General features: G+C 73.1%; 11 protein-coding genes. 4 read left to right on the top strand and 7 right to left on the bottom strand.

Going from position 1 to position 14683, the window contains the following annotated elements:
- The first annotated feature begins 105 nt into the window (after positions 1-105).
- Complete coding sequence (locus OG444_RS36695; protein WP_327266186.1) at positions 106-2046, top strand: hypothetical protein; 1941 nt, start codon at positions 106-108, stop codon at positions 2044-2046.
- 64 nt (positions 2047-2110) lie between these two features.
- Here the strand turns inward: OG444_RS36695 and OG444_RS36690 are convergent, their stop codons facing one another.
- The gene (locus tag OG444_RS36690) at positions 2111-3610 is read right to left on the bottom strand and encodes an MFS transporter (protein ID WP_327266185.1); all 1500 of its coding nucleotides are present in this window, start codon (positions 3608-3610) and stop codon (positions 2111-2113) included.
- A gap of 445 nt (positions 3611-4055) precedes the next feature.
- On the opposite strand from OG444_RS36690, the gene OG444_RS36685 reads away from it, so the two are divergent.
- Positions 4056-5012: an ankyrin repeat domain-containing protein gene (locus OG444_RS36685; RefSeq protein ID WP_327266184.1), complete on the top strand. Its 957-nt coding sequence runs from the start codon at positions 4056-4058 to the stop codon at positions 5010-5012.
- A 47-nt stretch (positions 5013-5059) separates the two neighbouring features.
- Here OG444_RS36685 and OG444_RS36680 read toward each other — a convergent pair whose 3' ends face one another.
- From OG444_RS36680 to OG444_RS36670, 3 genes are all read right to left on the bottom strand, one after another.
- Entirely contained in the window at positions 5060-5857 is a 798-nt protein-coding gene (locus tag OG444_RS36680; RefSeq protein ID WP_327266183.1) for a rhomboid-like protein, read from the bottom strand.
- A gap of 497 nt (positions 5858-6354) precedes the next feature.
- On the bottom strand, positions 6355-7791 hold the full coding sequence (locus tag OG444_RS36675; RefSeq protein WP_327266182.1) for a TerD family protein: 1437 nt from the start codon (positions 7789-7791) through the stop codon (positions 6355-6357).
- A 109-nt stretch (positions 7792-7900) separates the two neighbouring features.
- On the bottom strand, positions 7901-9100 hold the full coding sequence (locus OG444_RS36670; RefSeq protein WP_327266181.1) for a DUF4259 domain-containing protein: 1200 nt from the start codon (positions 9098-9100) through the stop codon (positions 7901-7903).
- Between the two features lie 114 nt (positions 9101-9214).
- Here OG444_RS36670 and OG444_RS36665 point away from each other — a divergent pair, with 114 nt between their 5' ends.
- Positions 9215-9910 (top strand): TetR/AcrR family transcriptional regulator C-terminal domain-containing protein, encoded by a 696-nt coding sequence (locus OG444_RS36665; protein ID WP_327266180.1) that lies wholly within the window; start codon positions 9215-9217, stop codon positions 9908-9910.
- A gap of 81 nt (positions 9911-9991) precedes the next feature.
- Positions 9992-11293 carry an FAD-dependent oxidoreductase gene (locus tag OG444_RS36660; protein WP_327266179.1) on the top strand — a complete coding sequence of 434 codons (1302 nt, stop codon included), beginning with the start codon at positions 9992-9994 and terminating at the stop codon, positions 11291-11293.
- Here OG444_RS36660 and OG444_RS36655 read toward each other — a convergent pair.
- The 3 genes from OG444_RS36655 to OG444_RS36645 all read right to left on the bottom strand — a co-directional run bounded on the left by OG444_RS36655 (position 11257) and on the right by OG444_RS36645 (position 14655).
- Positions 11257-12090 carry a polysaccharide deacetylase family protein gene (locus OG444_RS36655; RefSeq protein WP_327266178.1) on the bottom strand — a complete coding sequence of 278 codons (834 nt, stop codon included), beginning with the start codon at positions 12088-12090 and terminating at the stop codon, positions 11257-11259. The two genes, OG444_RS36660 and OG444_RS36655, sit on opposite strands and share 37 nt — an antisense overlap.
- Before the next feature lie 214 nt (positions 12091-12304).
- Positions 12305-13291, bottom strand: a complete 987-nt coding sequence (locus OG444_RS36650) for an MsnO8 family LLM class oxidoreductase (protein WP_327266177.1) — start codon at positions 13289-13291, stop codon at positions 12305-12307.
- A gap of 158 nt (positions 13292-13449) precedes the next feature.
- Positions 13450-14655, bottom strand: a complete 1206-nt coding sequence (locus OG444_RS36645; protein ID WP_327266176.1) for a serine hydrolase domain-containing protein — start codon at positions 14653-14655, stop codon at positions 13450-13452.
- Positions 14656-14683 lie beyond the last annotated feature (28 nt).

The following is a 14683-nucleotide window of genomic DNA, read 5'->3' as shown; positions in this document are numbered from 1 at the left end:
GGACTGTCCCCGACCGGCCCCGCCCCGAAGCGTGACCGGGCCGGCTCCGTACGGGTGGGGCGCGCGACGTGTGACCATCGCAGGATTCACTCGTTTGACGCGGGCGTGAGCACCTCTCAGAGATTCGGCTCCGCCGCCGTCGAGCACGCCGAGGCGGTCCTTGTCGAGCAGTACCCCCGCCTGGTCCGGCTCGCCTACCTGACGCTCCCGGACTCCCTGGGCCGGCACACCCGCGTCCTGCTGGCCCACAAGGCCGTGCAGCGGGCCCTGCCCCGCTCCGGTTCTCCGGTGGCCTCCGCACCGGCCGAAGGCTCCGCGGGCGACCCCGACGGGCCCCTGACGCTGGTACGTGCCCGCGTCCTGCGCGCCGCCCTCACTCCCGCGGGTCCCGCGGCCCTCGTACGGGCCCGCGCCGGATGGCCACCGGTCCCGCCGTTCGTGTGGGGGCTACGGCTGTGGCCGCCCGCGGGCGGGATCGACGAGGCCGCCCGGACGCTGGCCGGCGCATCCGCCCCGGTCCGGGCGGCGTTCGTCCTGCACCACTTGGACGACCTCGCCGAGGACGAGGCCGTACGTCTCCTCGCCCGGGCCGGGGCCGCCGATCCGGCGGGCGCTGTGCAAGACGCCCTCACCCTGCCGGTCGGGGAGCCGCTCCTACTGGCCCTGCGCCGGCCCGAGTTCGACGCGAGCGTCGTCAGCGCCCGCCCGACCGACCTGCTGCGCCGTCGCCGCCGGGCGCGGGCCGCCTGGGCCGCGCTCGCCACCCTTGCGGTCACCCTCACCGCGCTCTCCCTCCACGGGCCGCCCCAGGGTCCCGGCATGCGGCCGGCGGCCGGCCCCGCGGCCTCCGGGGTGCTGGACCCCGCCCGGCTCGAGCGCGTGCCCGCCGAGGCATGGGCCGACACCGCCCGCGTCGACTTCACCGCCTGGCCGGCCCGAGGCGGCCGGACCGGCGACCGCGACCTGCTCGCCCGTGCCCTGCGCGTATGGGCCGCCCCGGGCACGAACCCGGTCACCACGACGCCGCGCACCACGGCCGACCCGCCGGCGCGGCCGCCCCAACTGCTGTACGCGGGCGAGCTGGACGGCCGGGCCGTGGTGCTGCTGCGCGACGGGGACCGCATGGTGCGCTACGCCGAGCCCGCCACCGGGTCCGGCGCCCGCACGCTCGACGTCGCCCGTACCGACGAGGCCGGGGTCACCACCGCGGCCGCCCTCAGCCTGTCCCGGGACCCCGGCGGGGCGGCGGCCCGCTATCTCCTCGCCCCCTGGATCGCCCGCGCCGCCACCCACGACCTGCAGCGGCCGGGCGACCCGGCCCGCCCGCTCGCCGTGGCCGCCGACGGGGTCACCGCCCCGGCCGCCGTACCCGCCGCCACCGGACCCTGCGCGTCCTGGCCCGTCCTCGAACTCACCTCCTCGACCCGTGTCGTCGAGAAGCACTCCTTCGTGCTGGCCGACCTCGGCGCGCTGTCCCCCGTGCACCTGACGTACACGCCCCTGCCGGACGGGCCCGGCGCGGCGCCCGCCCGCCAGCCGCGCGAGGCCACCGGCCCCGAGGCCCGAGCTGCCTGGGCGCCCCAGGCCTGCCGGCTCGGCGAACTGCGCGGCGGTGCGTACCGGGCCGTCAACGTCTGGGACTTCGCCGCCGGCCAGCTGCCCGACGGCGGCGGGCGCGCGGTCTGGTCCTGCACGCGGGCCTCCGGATGGGCCGGGCCCGGCGACGTGCTGGTCCGGCTGCGCCCCGAGTCCGGAGCTCCGCAGGACGTGGCGAGCGCCCGGTCAACCGCCGCCTGCGGACGGTTCGGGCAGCACCTGCTCGCGGGCTTCCGCTGGCGCTCACCGGCCGGCCGCTGGTACCTGCTGGCCGCCGGAAGCCGTCAGGTCACGGGCATCACGGCGACGGGGGCCGTCCGCGCCGAAGCCGCCACCCGTACTCTGGCGGCTCCCTGGTCCGGCGCGGACGGGCCGGTGACCCTGACGGGAACCCTGGCCGGCGGTGGCACGCTCAGCGCCCTCGACGGAGCGGGAGGCGGCCGGGACTGACCGGCGGCGGGTCCTGGACGGGGGCGGCGATCAGCCGGAGGCGCGTCCGGCACGGGGGCGAAGGTCAGCCGGAGGCGGAGGTCGGAGCCGGCTTCGCCACCGACAGGGGCTCGGCGATGTCCTCCAACGAGCGCCGTTCGGCCTTGACCGCAAGGAACGCCGCCACGAGACCGGCCGCGCACATCAGTGCGGCACCGATCCGGAAGGCGAGCGCCGTGTCGCCGACCACGCCCGACTCGGTGAGGTCCGCGAAGATCAGCGGACCGCTGATGCCTCCTGCCGCGGTGCCGAGCGCGTAGAAGAAGGCGATGGCCATGGCACGGGTCTCCATGGGGAACACCTCCGAGACGGTCAGGTACGCGCTGGAGGCACCCGCCGACGCGAAGAACAGCACCACGCACCAGCAGACCGCCATCGTCGTCGCCGTGAGCGAGCCGCGGTCGAACAGCCAGGCCGTCGCGAACAGGAGCACGCCCGAGAGCAGGTACGTGGAGGAGATCATGATCCGGCGCCCGACCGTGTCGAACAGCTTCCCGAGCAGCAGGGGGCCGAGGAAGTTGCCCGCGGCGATCACGGCGAAGTAGTAGCCGGTATGGCCCGTGGGGACGTCGAAGAACGTCGTGAGGATGGTGCCGAAGCCGAAGGTGATGGCGTTGTAGAGGAACGCCTGCCCGATGAAGAGCGACAGGCCGAGGACGGCGCGGCGCGGGTAGCGGCCGAAGACCGTCCTGGCGATCAGGCCGAAGCCGATGCTCTTGCGCTGCTGGATGGTGATCTCACCGGCCGGCGGCGGGAGCGGCTCGCCCTTCTCGTCCTCGATCCGCTGTTCGACGGACGAGACCAGTTCCTCGGCGTCCTCCGCCCGGCCGTGGATGAACTGCCAGCGCGGACTTTCCGGAACGTGCCGTCGTACGAGGAGGATGACGAGGCCGAGGACGACCCCGAGGGCGAAACTGAGCCGCCAGCCGAGGTTCTGCGGGAAGATGTCGGTGTCCAGCATCACCACGGACAGCAGGGCGCCGCCGATCGCGCCCAGCCAGTAGCTGCCGTTGATGATGAGGTCGACCCGGCCCCGGTAGAGGGACGGGATCAGCTCGTCGATCGCCGAGTTGATGGCCGCGTACTCGCCGCCGATGCCGAAGCCGGTGAGGAAGCGGAAGAGGAAGAACCACCAGGACTCGAACGACAGCGCGGTCATGGCGGTCGCGCCGAGGTAGACGGCCAGGGTCACCATGAAGAGCTTCTTACGGCCGTAGCGGTCGGTCAGCCAGCCGAAGAACAGCGCCCCGGAGCAGGCACCCGCCACGTAGAGGGCGGCGGCAACACCGGTGACCTGGGCGGCCGTGATGTCGAGGCCGCTGCCTTCCTCCGCAAGACGGCCGGCGACGTTGCCGACGATGGTGACCTCGAGCCCGTCGAGGATCCATACGGTGCCGAGGCCGATCACGATCATCCAGTGCCACCGGGACCACGGCAGCCGGTCGAGACGGGCCGGCACGGCCGTGGTGACCGTACCCGTTCCGGCCGGTACGGAGTCCTCCGGCGACGAGGCGGTGGATGCCATCGCTTTGTGATCCCTCCTGCTCGATCGCCCCCGCCCTGCCGGTTTCCCGCGAACCGGCCGGTCATGCGGCCCCGGCCGGGGACATCTCCCCGTAGGGTCCGGCGCACGGCGGGACCCGGCCGCCACTGCTCCCAGCTTGCGCGCGGTCCCCCCGGCCGCAATGACCGCGACACACCTGGCGCTGCCGGCCCACGCGGGGTTCATCGGGAGTGGTCCACCGGAAGACCGGACCCCGGCGAAGCGGGCCGCGGTCGAGTCGTTCGGCGGTCGTCACGGGGGCCTGCCAGGACGGCCGGCGCTCGACGTCGTTATGCAGGTTCCAGACCGTGCCCATCGGCGTGTCGATGAGGATCTCGGCGAGCGGCGGGTTGTCAGACCCGTGTGCGAGCGTGTGAGGGCGTGTGCGGGCGGGGAAACCGTGGCGTCAGGCGATGGAGGGGTATCGATGTCAGCAGTGGATGACGGCTGGGCCGGCATGGGCTGGGAGTGGACGGACCACGACGACATCCGTCGGCGCCTCGAAGAGGGAGCCGACCCGGAGAGATGGAGCGGGGGCCGCCCACTGCATCGTGCGGCGGTGTTCGGCTCTTCGGAGGTCGTCGCGGAGATCGCCGGTCGCGTGGCCGACGTGGACGCACTGGAGGGCGGGGTGACGGCCCTGTGGGAGGCCGTCGTCTCCCGGAAGCCGGAGAACGCGCGCGCCCTTGCAGCCGCCGGGGCCGATCCCTGGCAGCCGTCGATCGGCGGGTGGTCGCCGGGTCGGCTGAGTCTCGCAGGACCGACGCCGGGGCTCTTCCCGATACCGGCGGGGGTGGACCTGACCACCACGGAGCGCGCGGCGGCCGAGGAGGCCGCTCGACTCGTGGCGGCGCTGGGCGAGTTCCACTACGACGGCACGGGACTGGCCTGCGTGGCGGGGATCGACGCCGCCGAAGCTGTTCGCCGCCTGGATGCGGTGCCGGTGGAGGACGAGGTCATCGACGAGTTGCTCGAGGCCCCGTACGAGTACGACATGGACGAGAGCCTGCGTATCGTCGGCGTGACGTCAGTGCCGGGCGGCTGCATCGTGTCCCAGCCCTGGGGATACGCACCACAGATGCCGGGCGTGCTGGCCCGGCTGTCCGTCGGCACCGTCTGCTACGGCCTGTACGCCAACCCCAAGAGCGGCAACCAGGGGAGCCTCGCGCGCCACGGAACCATCGAGAGCCGGGACGGCCACCCGGGCGGCGGACCGTACGAGAACGACACCTCGGCGGGAGTGCTGAACTCCTACCTCTACCGGCACAGGGCCGTGGCCCACTCCTGCGCCGCGGCCGGAGTGAGTCCGACCGATGCGCGCGCTGTGGTGGGCCCTCCGGACGTGTGGGTCGAGCTGCCGGAACGCAACTACTGGAGTGACTGACCGAGCCGGCGGCGAGTTTCGCTCTCGCCGTCGCTGGGGCTCAGATCTCAGACCGATGGAGGTGTTTCCGTTCCGGACGCCGATGACGCCGACTCAGGTGCGGAGCTTCGGCTGAGCGGCTCGAAGTCGCCCGTGGGGGCGGCCGGTTCGGCGGGGCGGAGCCGTTGCCGCCTGAGAGCCTGGACGCCCAACAGCCCGAAGCCGAGGACCGCTGCCATGAGGTGGCCGATCGTGGTGAAGTCCGGCAGCGGCCCGGTCGTCCATTCGGCGCCACCGAGAGGCCATGCGAGGACGAAGACGGCCCAAGGGAGGCGACCCCAGCGCGGCAGGGCGAGCGTCCCGATCGCCAGCACGGTCTGGGCTCCGTAGCTGACCCCGTAGTCCAAGGACTGCCGCACGGCGGTCGGGTACCAACCGTGCCGCAGGGCAAGGGCGATGACGACCGCGGTGAGGAGAGTCGCCGCGACATGCCCGCCGAGGAACACGGCCACGGCGCGCAGCTTCCCCCACCGGTGCTCAGCCCAGGCCAGGCAGCAGCAGACACCGAGGCCCAAGGTGATGAAGGTACCCACGAAGTCGGTTGAGGTGACATCCGTGAGCGTGCCGTCGAAGAACATCACGCTGCCGAGCAGCGCCGAAACCGGATGGTCTCGCAGGTTGTCCAGGTTGGTGCTGACGTGGCCCAACACGGAGGCCGCCCGCTCGTCGGACAGTCCGTAGCCGACCCAGGCATGGCTGATCAGGAGCAGGCAGACATAGGCGAGAGTGAGCGGCGCACGGCGCGGGTATCCCCGCACGGCGCGGAGCGCTCTGTCCGAAGGACCCCGCAGTGACTGAGAGTTCATACCGTGGCATTCTGCAGGTCGAGCCGGGGGCGGAGGTCGGCGGGTACCGCCGATGCCGCCGCCCGGTAGACCCTGACAGCCGACTCCTGCACCGCGGCACGCGCGCCGACTCGTCGCCCGGCACGCAGGCACGATCACCGTCGGCAGGGTCGACACCGACTCGGGCCCGGGCGACGTGGGACACCGGCTCGGGGGCCACCCCGTGCCCGTACAGGGGGCGGCGGAGTGGGAGATCGCCCACGCGGTGTCCGGGCCCGGCGCCTCCCGGCAAGACCCCCGCCGACCTCGCCGCGGGCCGCTTCGACCGGGCGGGCTTCGCCTGGCAGTGCTGCTGACCCGACCGGCAGCACACCAACCCGCGAAGGCGCCACAGCGGCGCTCAGAGGGGTTGCCGGCCATGGATCCGTGTCGTCCGGACCCAAGGCAGGCACACTCGCCCGGCCGGTCGCCCGCCATACCGGCTTCCCTGTGCGGCGGGCGACCGGCAGGGTGGAGGCTCAGCCTCGGGTGCGTCGCAGCCAGCCCTTGGTCTTGCCCACGTCGGCCACCGGCACCGGACCGGCGCCCCTCGGCGTACCGCCGCCGTGCGACGGCCGGCTGTGCGGCTCCAGGTGCTTCAGCCTCGCCTTCCACGGACCGTCCGCCATCTCCAACTGCACGATGACCGGACCCTCGGGGAGCGGAACGGTCTCCCGCCGTTTGCCGATCTCATTCACGACGTTGTCGCTCGTGGGCAGGGTCGCGGGGTCGTCGTGTCCCTCCAGTTCGAAGAGATTGACTATGAGATTGTCGTCGCCCCGGTAATGGAGTGCGAGATCGGCTATGCCGCCGGTGTGCAGCAGGACGTCGGGGCCGCGGCACTCCAGCTCGGCCTCCGTCAGGAGCGTGGCTGCGGCCAGTGGCAGCACCTGGAGCTGCCAGGGACCCTCCGCCTTCAGCTGCAGACGCAGGCGTCCGTTCTCCGGGACCTGGACGAGCACGCGGCCGCGGAAGTTCTCCTCCGTGCTGTTGACGAGGGTCTCCCCCTCCTTGTTGAACCGGGTGAGGGGCCACAGACCCGTGTACCCGTCTCCCCGAATGCTGAGATCGACCACGACCGCCCCCGGCGGCAGCCCGTTCGCCGTGATGACGTCGTTGTCCCGGCCCGTCCACGTGTGCGGCTCGAAGACGGCGCCGAACATCCAGTCCTGGCCGCTCGGCCGCTGCTCGGCCACGGCCGGCGCCGGAGCGCCGGGGGCCTGAAACACGGGCGCCGGAGCGGCGGCGGGCGCGAAGGCCGGCGCCGGGGCGGCCGGGGCGGCCGGGGCCGGCGGCTGGAACGGAACCGGAGCCGGAGCCGACGCCGGGACCTGGAACGGAACCGGAGCCTGGGCCACGCCCGGAGCCTGGGCCACGCCCTGCCACTGCGTCGGGGCCGGCACCGGAACCTGGTGCGGGGGCGCCGGGGCCTCTTCCGCCACGTCCACGCCGTGGTCCTTCGCCAGGCCTGCGAGGCCGTTCACATAACCCTGGCCCACCGCACGGAACTTCCAGCCCCCCGCCCGCCGGTAGACCTCCGCGAGCACCATCGCCGTCTCGCCGCCCGCGTCCGTCACGTCGTACCGGGCGACCGACGTGCCGTCCGGCGCGAACGCCTCCACGGACAACTCGCCCGCATCCCTCAGCGACCCGACCTCCGTGGATCCCACCACCAGGACCCGGACGATCTGCTCCTCGATGGCGGCGAGTCCGGTCTCCACCCACACGGTGCCGGCCTCCTCCCCCAACAGCCGCACCGCACCCGCAGGATGAACCGGCGCACCGTGGAACACGATGTCGCCGTCCCCCCTGACCCGTCCCTGCTCCGTCAGAAGCAGGACTGCGACATCAACTCCGCTCCGCACGGCGAGCCTTAGCGGCACCGTCGGAACAAAGCCGTTGCCCCCCTTGATCATTTCCCCTCCCCAGAATGGATCATGTCCCGATCCTGCGGCCATCGGGCCTCCGGGACAAGGCCTGGGGAAAACCGGCCGGAACGCCCGGAGCGCCGGCCGGGCCGCCGTGCTACGGCCGGCGCGCAGCGGCCTGCCCCGGCGAGCGTGGCGCGGGGGTGAGGGGGGTCCCGTTGAGTTCGGTCGTCCCGGACCCGTCCCACCACACCGTGCCCTCCGTGGTGAGGAACGGGACGTCCCCATCGACCTCGGAGCCGTATTCGAAGGCGTCGGCAACGGCGGTCAGGTAGGTGGCGAGGCTGGGCCAGCCGTCATGGAAGTGGCCTGTGTCATCGTGGGCCGCGCTGCCCAGGCGGCCCTGGCCGGGCCCTTCACGCATGTCGATGACGTCGGAGTCGCCGTCGCTCTGCGCCCACGGGATCCACTGCGGGTGCCACCAGGGCTCCTCGTCGCTCCCGTCGGACACCTCGGCCAGGTCGGGATCGTCCCCTGCGATCTCGACGCACATCTGCCAGTGGGCGAGGATCCCCGCGACGGACATGGGCGGCCGGCCCGGGACCAGGTTGTCCCACTCGGTGATCCCGTTGTGACAGGCCAGTGATTCCAGGAGGTCAGCGGGAAAACGTATCCCCATCGCCTTCTGTGCGGCTTCGACCTCGGCGGGATCGGCGGGGGGCGCGAGCAGGGCGTAGGAGGCGGGGGCGTGTCGCTGCATCCACGCGTCGATCCTGGCCCAGGAATCGCCCACCGGCTGCGCTGCCGGGAAGGTGAGCACCCGGCGCAGGAGGTGCAGGCTGTGCAGCCAGTAGAGGTAGCGGTCGGACGTCATCCACAGTTCCCGCAGCTCCGACGACTCGGCCGTGATCCGGTCCAGGGCACGGACGGCGGTCTCGCGCAGGTCGGCCGGGAGCGCCGGGACGGGCAGGTCCGGCCCGTAGCCGCTGGTGACGGGGCGGCCACCGGGGCACTGGGCGGCGACGAGAGCCGCCGCGGCCACCGCCTCGACCGCCAGGTGCTGATCGAGCGGGTCGTCGGCGTCGAGGACCCGGACGAGCGCGTCACGGAGGAGGCCGGGCCTGCCGGGTGCGGCGGTCGTTCGTCCCGCTCGAGGCGGTGGACGTTGTGGACCCTCCCCCGACCGGGGGCGCGCGGTGCCGGGCCCTCGGAGCGGCAGTCGGTTCCGAGGGGCCCGCCCACGCCCGCGGTCCTCGCACAGTGCGTACCCACCCCCGTCGGGTACGCCTATTGCGTTGCCACCGGCACCGGCCGGAATGGCGTGCCGAGCACCACAGCCAGCACACCGTATGCACATGAGCACACTGTGCGCAAATGCTTTTCCGGAGACAGTTCGACGGTCCCCCGGAGGGGCTGTGGTCCACCTGTACCCTTCAGGCGAACACTGTGCGCACCCTGGAAGGAAGCCCGCGTGGCAGCGAAGACGAACAGCGATCCCGTCCCCTCCGTGTGGACACGCCCCCAGATGGCGCCGCGCCAGCCCGCGCTGAGCCGCGCCGTGATCGTCCGCGAGGCGATCGCGATCCTGGACGAGGCCGGCGGTGAAGCGCTGAGCATGCGCAAGCTCGGTGCCCGGCTGAACGCCGGTGCCACCTCGTTCTACCGGCACGTCGCCAACAGGGACGAGCTGATGGAACTGGCCGTGGACGAGATCCTGGGAGAGGTCGTCCTGCCGCGGACCGACGGCCCGGACTGGCGGGCCGGCGTATCCGAGTGCGCCATGTCCTTCCGCAGCACGGCCCTGCGGCATCCCTGGCTGTGCGCGGAACTGGGCCGGGCCGGCCTGGCCTACCTCGGGCCCAACCTCGCCGCCATCTCCGAACGGCTGGCGGACCTCTTCACCACCGTCGGCCTCCCCGACCCCCACGGCGCGATCGACGTCGTGTTCTCCTACGCGATCGGCATGAGCACCACCGAATCCGCCTGGCTGACCACCGTGGCCCGCTCCGGGCGCACCGAAGCCGAATTCCTCGCCCACATCCTCCCCACCGAGCCCGGCACCGACCGCGGGCAGCCCGCCCCGGACCACGCCGCGTACCGCGACCGGAAGTTCGCCGACGGTCTCGACATCGTCCTCGACGGCCTCGCCACCCGGCTCGCCCATTGACAAGGCCGGGCCCGGGACCGGCTGTGGGTGTGTGCACGGACCCACCGTTCTAAAGTGGTAGCCCGAACAGGGGGGTTGGTCATGACGAACCGTCGTGCGGTGGTGGTCGGAGCCGGGATCGGCGGCCTCACGAGCGCCGTCGCACTGCACCGCCGGGGCTGGGACGTCACCGTCTGCGAACGCGCTCCCGAATCCCCCGTCACCGGCGCCGGCATCGGCCTCGCCCCCAACGCCCTGCGCGCGCTCGAGGCCGTCGGCGTGGACGTCTCCCGCGCGATCGGCGGCTCCGTACCCACGGCGATGGGTGTACGCCGCCCCGACGGCCGGTGGCTCACCCGGGCGGGCACCGCGGACATGAGGGCCCGCTACGGCCGGGCGCCCCTCGCCGTCCCGCGGCCGGCCCTCACCGCCGCCCTCGCCGCCGCTCTTGCGCCGTCGGCCCTCCGTTACGGCACCGAGGTGACCGGCGTCGACGACGCCGAGGGCCGTCCGACCGTCCGTACGGCGGCAGGGCCGGACCTTCCCGCCGATCTGGTCGTCGCCGCCGACGGCATCCACAGCCCGCTGCGCCGTGCGCACTTCCCCGCGCACCCCGGACTGCACTACATCGGCGAGACGGCCTGGCGGACCATCGTGGACGCCCCCGACCTGCGGATCCCGGCGATGAGCGAGACATGGGGGCCGGGGAGGCGGTTCGGGGTGACCCCGCTCGTCGACGGCCGCTACTACCTCTACGCCACGGCCGTCGTCCCGCCGGACACCGGCTTCGCCGACCCGCGCACCGAACTGCGGCAGCGCTTCGGGTCATGGCACGAACCCATTCCGGCCCTGCTGGACCGCGTCGGGCGCCTCGGCCCGTCCGAAGTCCTGCGCAACGACCTCTACGACCTGGCGGCCCCGCTCCCGCGCCTGCACCACGGCCGGATCGCCTGGCTGGGCGACGCGGCCCACGCCATGGCCCCCAACCTCGGCCAGGGCGGCTGCCAGGCCATCGAGGACGCGGTGATCCTCGCCGCCCTGCTGCCCGCCGGAGGGGAACCCGGAGACGACGGAAACGGCGGCGACAGCGCCAGGGAGGGTGCGGACGGCGTGGACACGGCCGTCCCGGCCGCCCTGGCCGCGTACACCGCCGCCCGGCTCGACCGCACCGACGCCGTGCGCCTTCGGGCCCGCCGCGTCGGCCGTCTGGGAGTGCTGCGCAATCCGGTCGTGGTGGCCGTCCGTGATCTCGCGGTCCGCGCCACGCCGGCCCGTCTGGCCCTGCGCGGCATGGACGACCTGTTCAACGGCTTCCGCCTCCCCGCACCGCAGGGGGCGGACGGGTCGAAACCGGGTGCTACGGGGCGCTACGGGGTGGTGCGGGCCGGGAAGGAGAAGCCGTAGCCCTGCTCGGTGAGCCAGGGCAGGTACTTCTTCAGCGCGGCGACGGTCTCGCTGCGGTCGCCGCCCCCGTCGTGGAAGAGGACCGTCGGCCGGTGGGGGAGCTTGTCCTCCACGCTGGAGAGGATGGCCTTCAGGCCCGGCCTGTTCCAGTCCTGGGGATCGACGCTCCAGCCCAGCGGCCGCATCCCGTTCGCGGCGGCGATCGCGCGGCTCTCGGGGGTGAATGCTCCGCCCGGCGCGCGGTAGTAGGTGACGGGGACCCCGGGAACGGCCTTCTCGATCATGGCCTTGCCCTCGAGGATCTGCTGCCGCTGGTAGGCGACGGGCTTGTGGTCCATCGTGACGTCGTGATCGACGGAGTGGTCGCACAGCTGGTGCCCGTCGGCGGCGACCGCGCGCACCAGCTCCGGGTACTTCTGCGCCTTGGTGCCGATCATGCAGAAGGTGGCCTTGACGTGGTTCTTTCGCAGCGTCTCCAGGACCTGCGGCGTCCAGCGGGGGTCCGGGCCGTCGTCGATGGTGATCGCGACCTGACGGCCCGCGCCCTGCGCCAGCCGGGAGATCCCCACCGGCACCCCGGAGGCCCCCTGGGCGGCTCCCGGAGCGGCGCCCGCGGCCGTGCCCGCGGCACGGGCCGGTGCGGGCTTGCCGGCGGGGGGTGCGTCCGGGGCGCGGTCCGCCGAGCCGTCCGTGGCCGCGTACGCCGGGGTGCCGGCTGCCGCCAGGAGGCCGAGGAGGGCGGCCGCAGCGGCGTATCCCGCCCGTCGACGACGTGCGGAACTGGTGGTGATGCGCATGGACGTGCTCTTCCTTTGCCCTCAGCCCCCGGATCTCGCTGGTCGGTCCAGGCTAGGTCATCCGTTTGGAGCACTCCCTCAACCAAATGGCCCATTTTGTGTGGTTCAGTGCACACGAGCGGCCCGGCGGGAGGCCGACAACCGCGGAGCGCCAACGCCTGTGGGCGCTTCCGCGGTGCCGCGTCGGCTGTGAGCAGTCTCACGGCCCGCCGGTCTACGGCGCCGTCGCGGATCCGGCGTGCTTTCGGATGAGGGCGTACGAAGCGATGCGGTCGGCGAGGTCATGGACGGGCGTGGCCAGCATCAGCTCGTCCGCCCCGGTCTCGGCGGCCAGGTGTGCGAGCCGCTCGACGACGGTCTCGGGTGTGCCGACGGCCTGCTGGGACCGGAAGCCCGCCAGCGCCTGCCGTTCCTGCTCGGTGAAGGGGTGGGTGGCCGCCTGCGCTGGAGTGGGGAAGGGTGCCTGGCTCTCCCCCTTGAGGAGGCCGGCCTTGACGACGTTCATCGGCCCCGCACGCCGGACGGCCTCCTCCTCCGTCTCCGCGCACACCGTCTCCACGCACAGCAGGACGCGGGGCCGCTCGCACCAGCGGGACGGGGTGAAGGCGGAGCGGTAACGCTCCAGCACCGCACGGGTGTTGTCCGGCCGGATGTGGTGCGCGACCGCGATCGGCAGGCCGAGTTCCGCGGCGATCGCGCCCCCGGCGGGACTGGAGGCCAGCAGCCACGGTTCGGGCAGCGGACCCAGCGCCACCTCGTCCACCAGGAACGACAGGATCGCCGCCACGTCGTCGCGGTACTCGGCATCCGTCGCCGGGCCGGCGCCTCGGCGCAGCGCCCGCGCGGTGGCCTCGTCGAACGTGCCGGGACCGCGGCCGATGCCCAGGTCGATGCGGTCCTCGTGCAGGGCGGCCAGCGTGCCGAACTGTTCCGCCAGGGTGATGGGGGCGTGGTTGGGGGCCAGCACTCCACCCGAACCGAGACGGACGGCCGAGGTCGACGCGGCCGCGTGCGCCGTCAGGACGACCGGGGGGAAGGCGCCGATCGCGGGAGAGTGGTGATGCTCCGCGTACCAGATGCGGTGGTAGCCGAGCGCCTCCAGTCCTTGGGCGAAGGCAGCGGTGTCCCGCAGGGTGTCGACGGCTCGGGTGCCCGTTTGCACCATCGCGACTTCCAGCGCTGAAAGGGGTATGTCGAGCATGGCGTCAGCATAGGGATCGCGGGTGGCGGTGCGGGCGAGCGTGATCGTTTTCGCGCCACACCGCCACACCGCCACACCGCCACGTCGCTGCGTCGCTGCGTCGCTGCGTCGCTGCGTCGCTGCGTCGCTGCGTCGCTGCGTCGCTGCGTCGCTGCGGCTCAGTGGTCCTTGAGCAGGGCGCAGACGAAGTTCTCCTGCACGGTGCGCAGTCGGGCCAGCAGCGCGGGCTTGTTGCTCTTGCTGGTCTGGGTGTTGATGGAGAAGGTCAGCGACCGGGTGCCGTCGGGAGTGGTGGCGGCGAACTGCGTGTAGCCGGGGAAGTTCCCGGTGTGGCCGTAGAGCACGCCGCAGCGGGTGGTGTACTGGAAGATCGCCAGCCCGGCGGCGTTGGTGCCGGGGCCGGCCGGCTCCGAGGAGTCGCCCGGACGGAAGGTCAGCTGTTCCTTGCGGGTCTGCGGCGACAGCAGCGAGGGGCCGCCGTAACCGCGGATGAATGCGCCCAGTTCCCTGGGTGTGGAGACGATGCCGCCGGAGGCCCAGACGCCCGAGGCGCTCAGGGCCTCGCTGATGTCCTCCGGTTCGGCCGGCGGCAGGACGTCGTAGCCGTGCAGGTACGGACGCGGGAGCCGGTAGCCGAGGGGCAGGCTGGTGCGGCGCAGCCCCAGAGGGCGGTACACGAGCTCCTTGAGGAGTTCCTCGTACCGGCGGCCGGTGACGGCCTCGGCCATCAGCGCGACGGCGATGTTGTCCGAGTTGGAGTACTCGTACAGGGAGCCGGGGAGGAAGCGCAGCCGCTCGTCGGCCACGAAGTCGAGGAGGGTGCGCGGGTCGAAGACGTGGCGCGGGTCGGCGGTGAGGATCTCCAGGAACTCGGGGTCGGCCGAGTAGTCCGGCAGGCCGCTCGTGTGCTGGAGGAGCTGGCGCAACGTCACCGCGTGCCAGTCCTCGGGCTGGTCGGGCAGGCGCTCGCCGATGGTGTCGTCGAGGGAGAGCAGGCCCTGGTCGACGAGCCGGAGGGCGACGGCCCCGCTGAACGCCTTGGCGATGCTGGCGATGCGCATGTGGTCGTCGGGGTGCGGTGCGCGGCCGGTCTCGATGTCGCCGACACCGGCCGTGTACACCTGCGTACGGTCGCCCCGGGTGAGCATGGCGATCACTCCGGGCGGGCCGTCCGCCTGGGCGACCAGCCCGTCGAGCTGCCGCTGCAGGCCCTTCTCGTGGCGCGGGCGGCCGTCGCCCGGGCCCGGGTCGCCGGCCGCCTGGGCGGGCTGCAGGAGTCCTCCGAGAGCGGCGGCGGTCAGGGCGGTGGCGGACAGCCCGGTGCGGAGGCGGCTTCGGCTGGCGCGGGCGACACGGGTCGGCATGTGCGTGGCTCCTGGTGTGCGCGGGGAC

The sequence above is a fragment of the Streptomyces sp. NBC_01232 genome, assembly GCF_035989885.1.
GTDB lineage: Bacteria > Actinomycetota > Actinomycetes > Streptomycetales > Streptomycetaceae > Streptomyces.
Note: the sequence above shows the minus strand (reverse complement) of the source record. Positions and strands in the feature narration are given on the sequence as shown.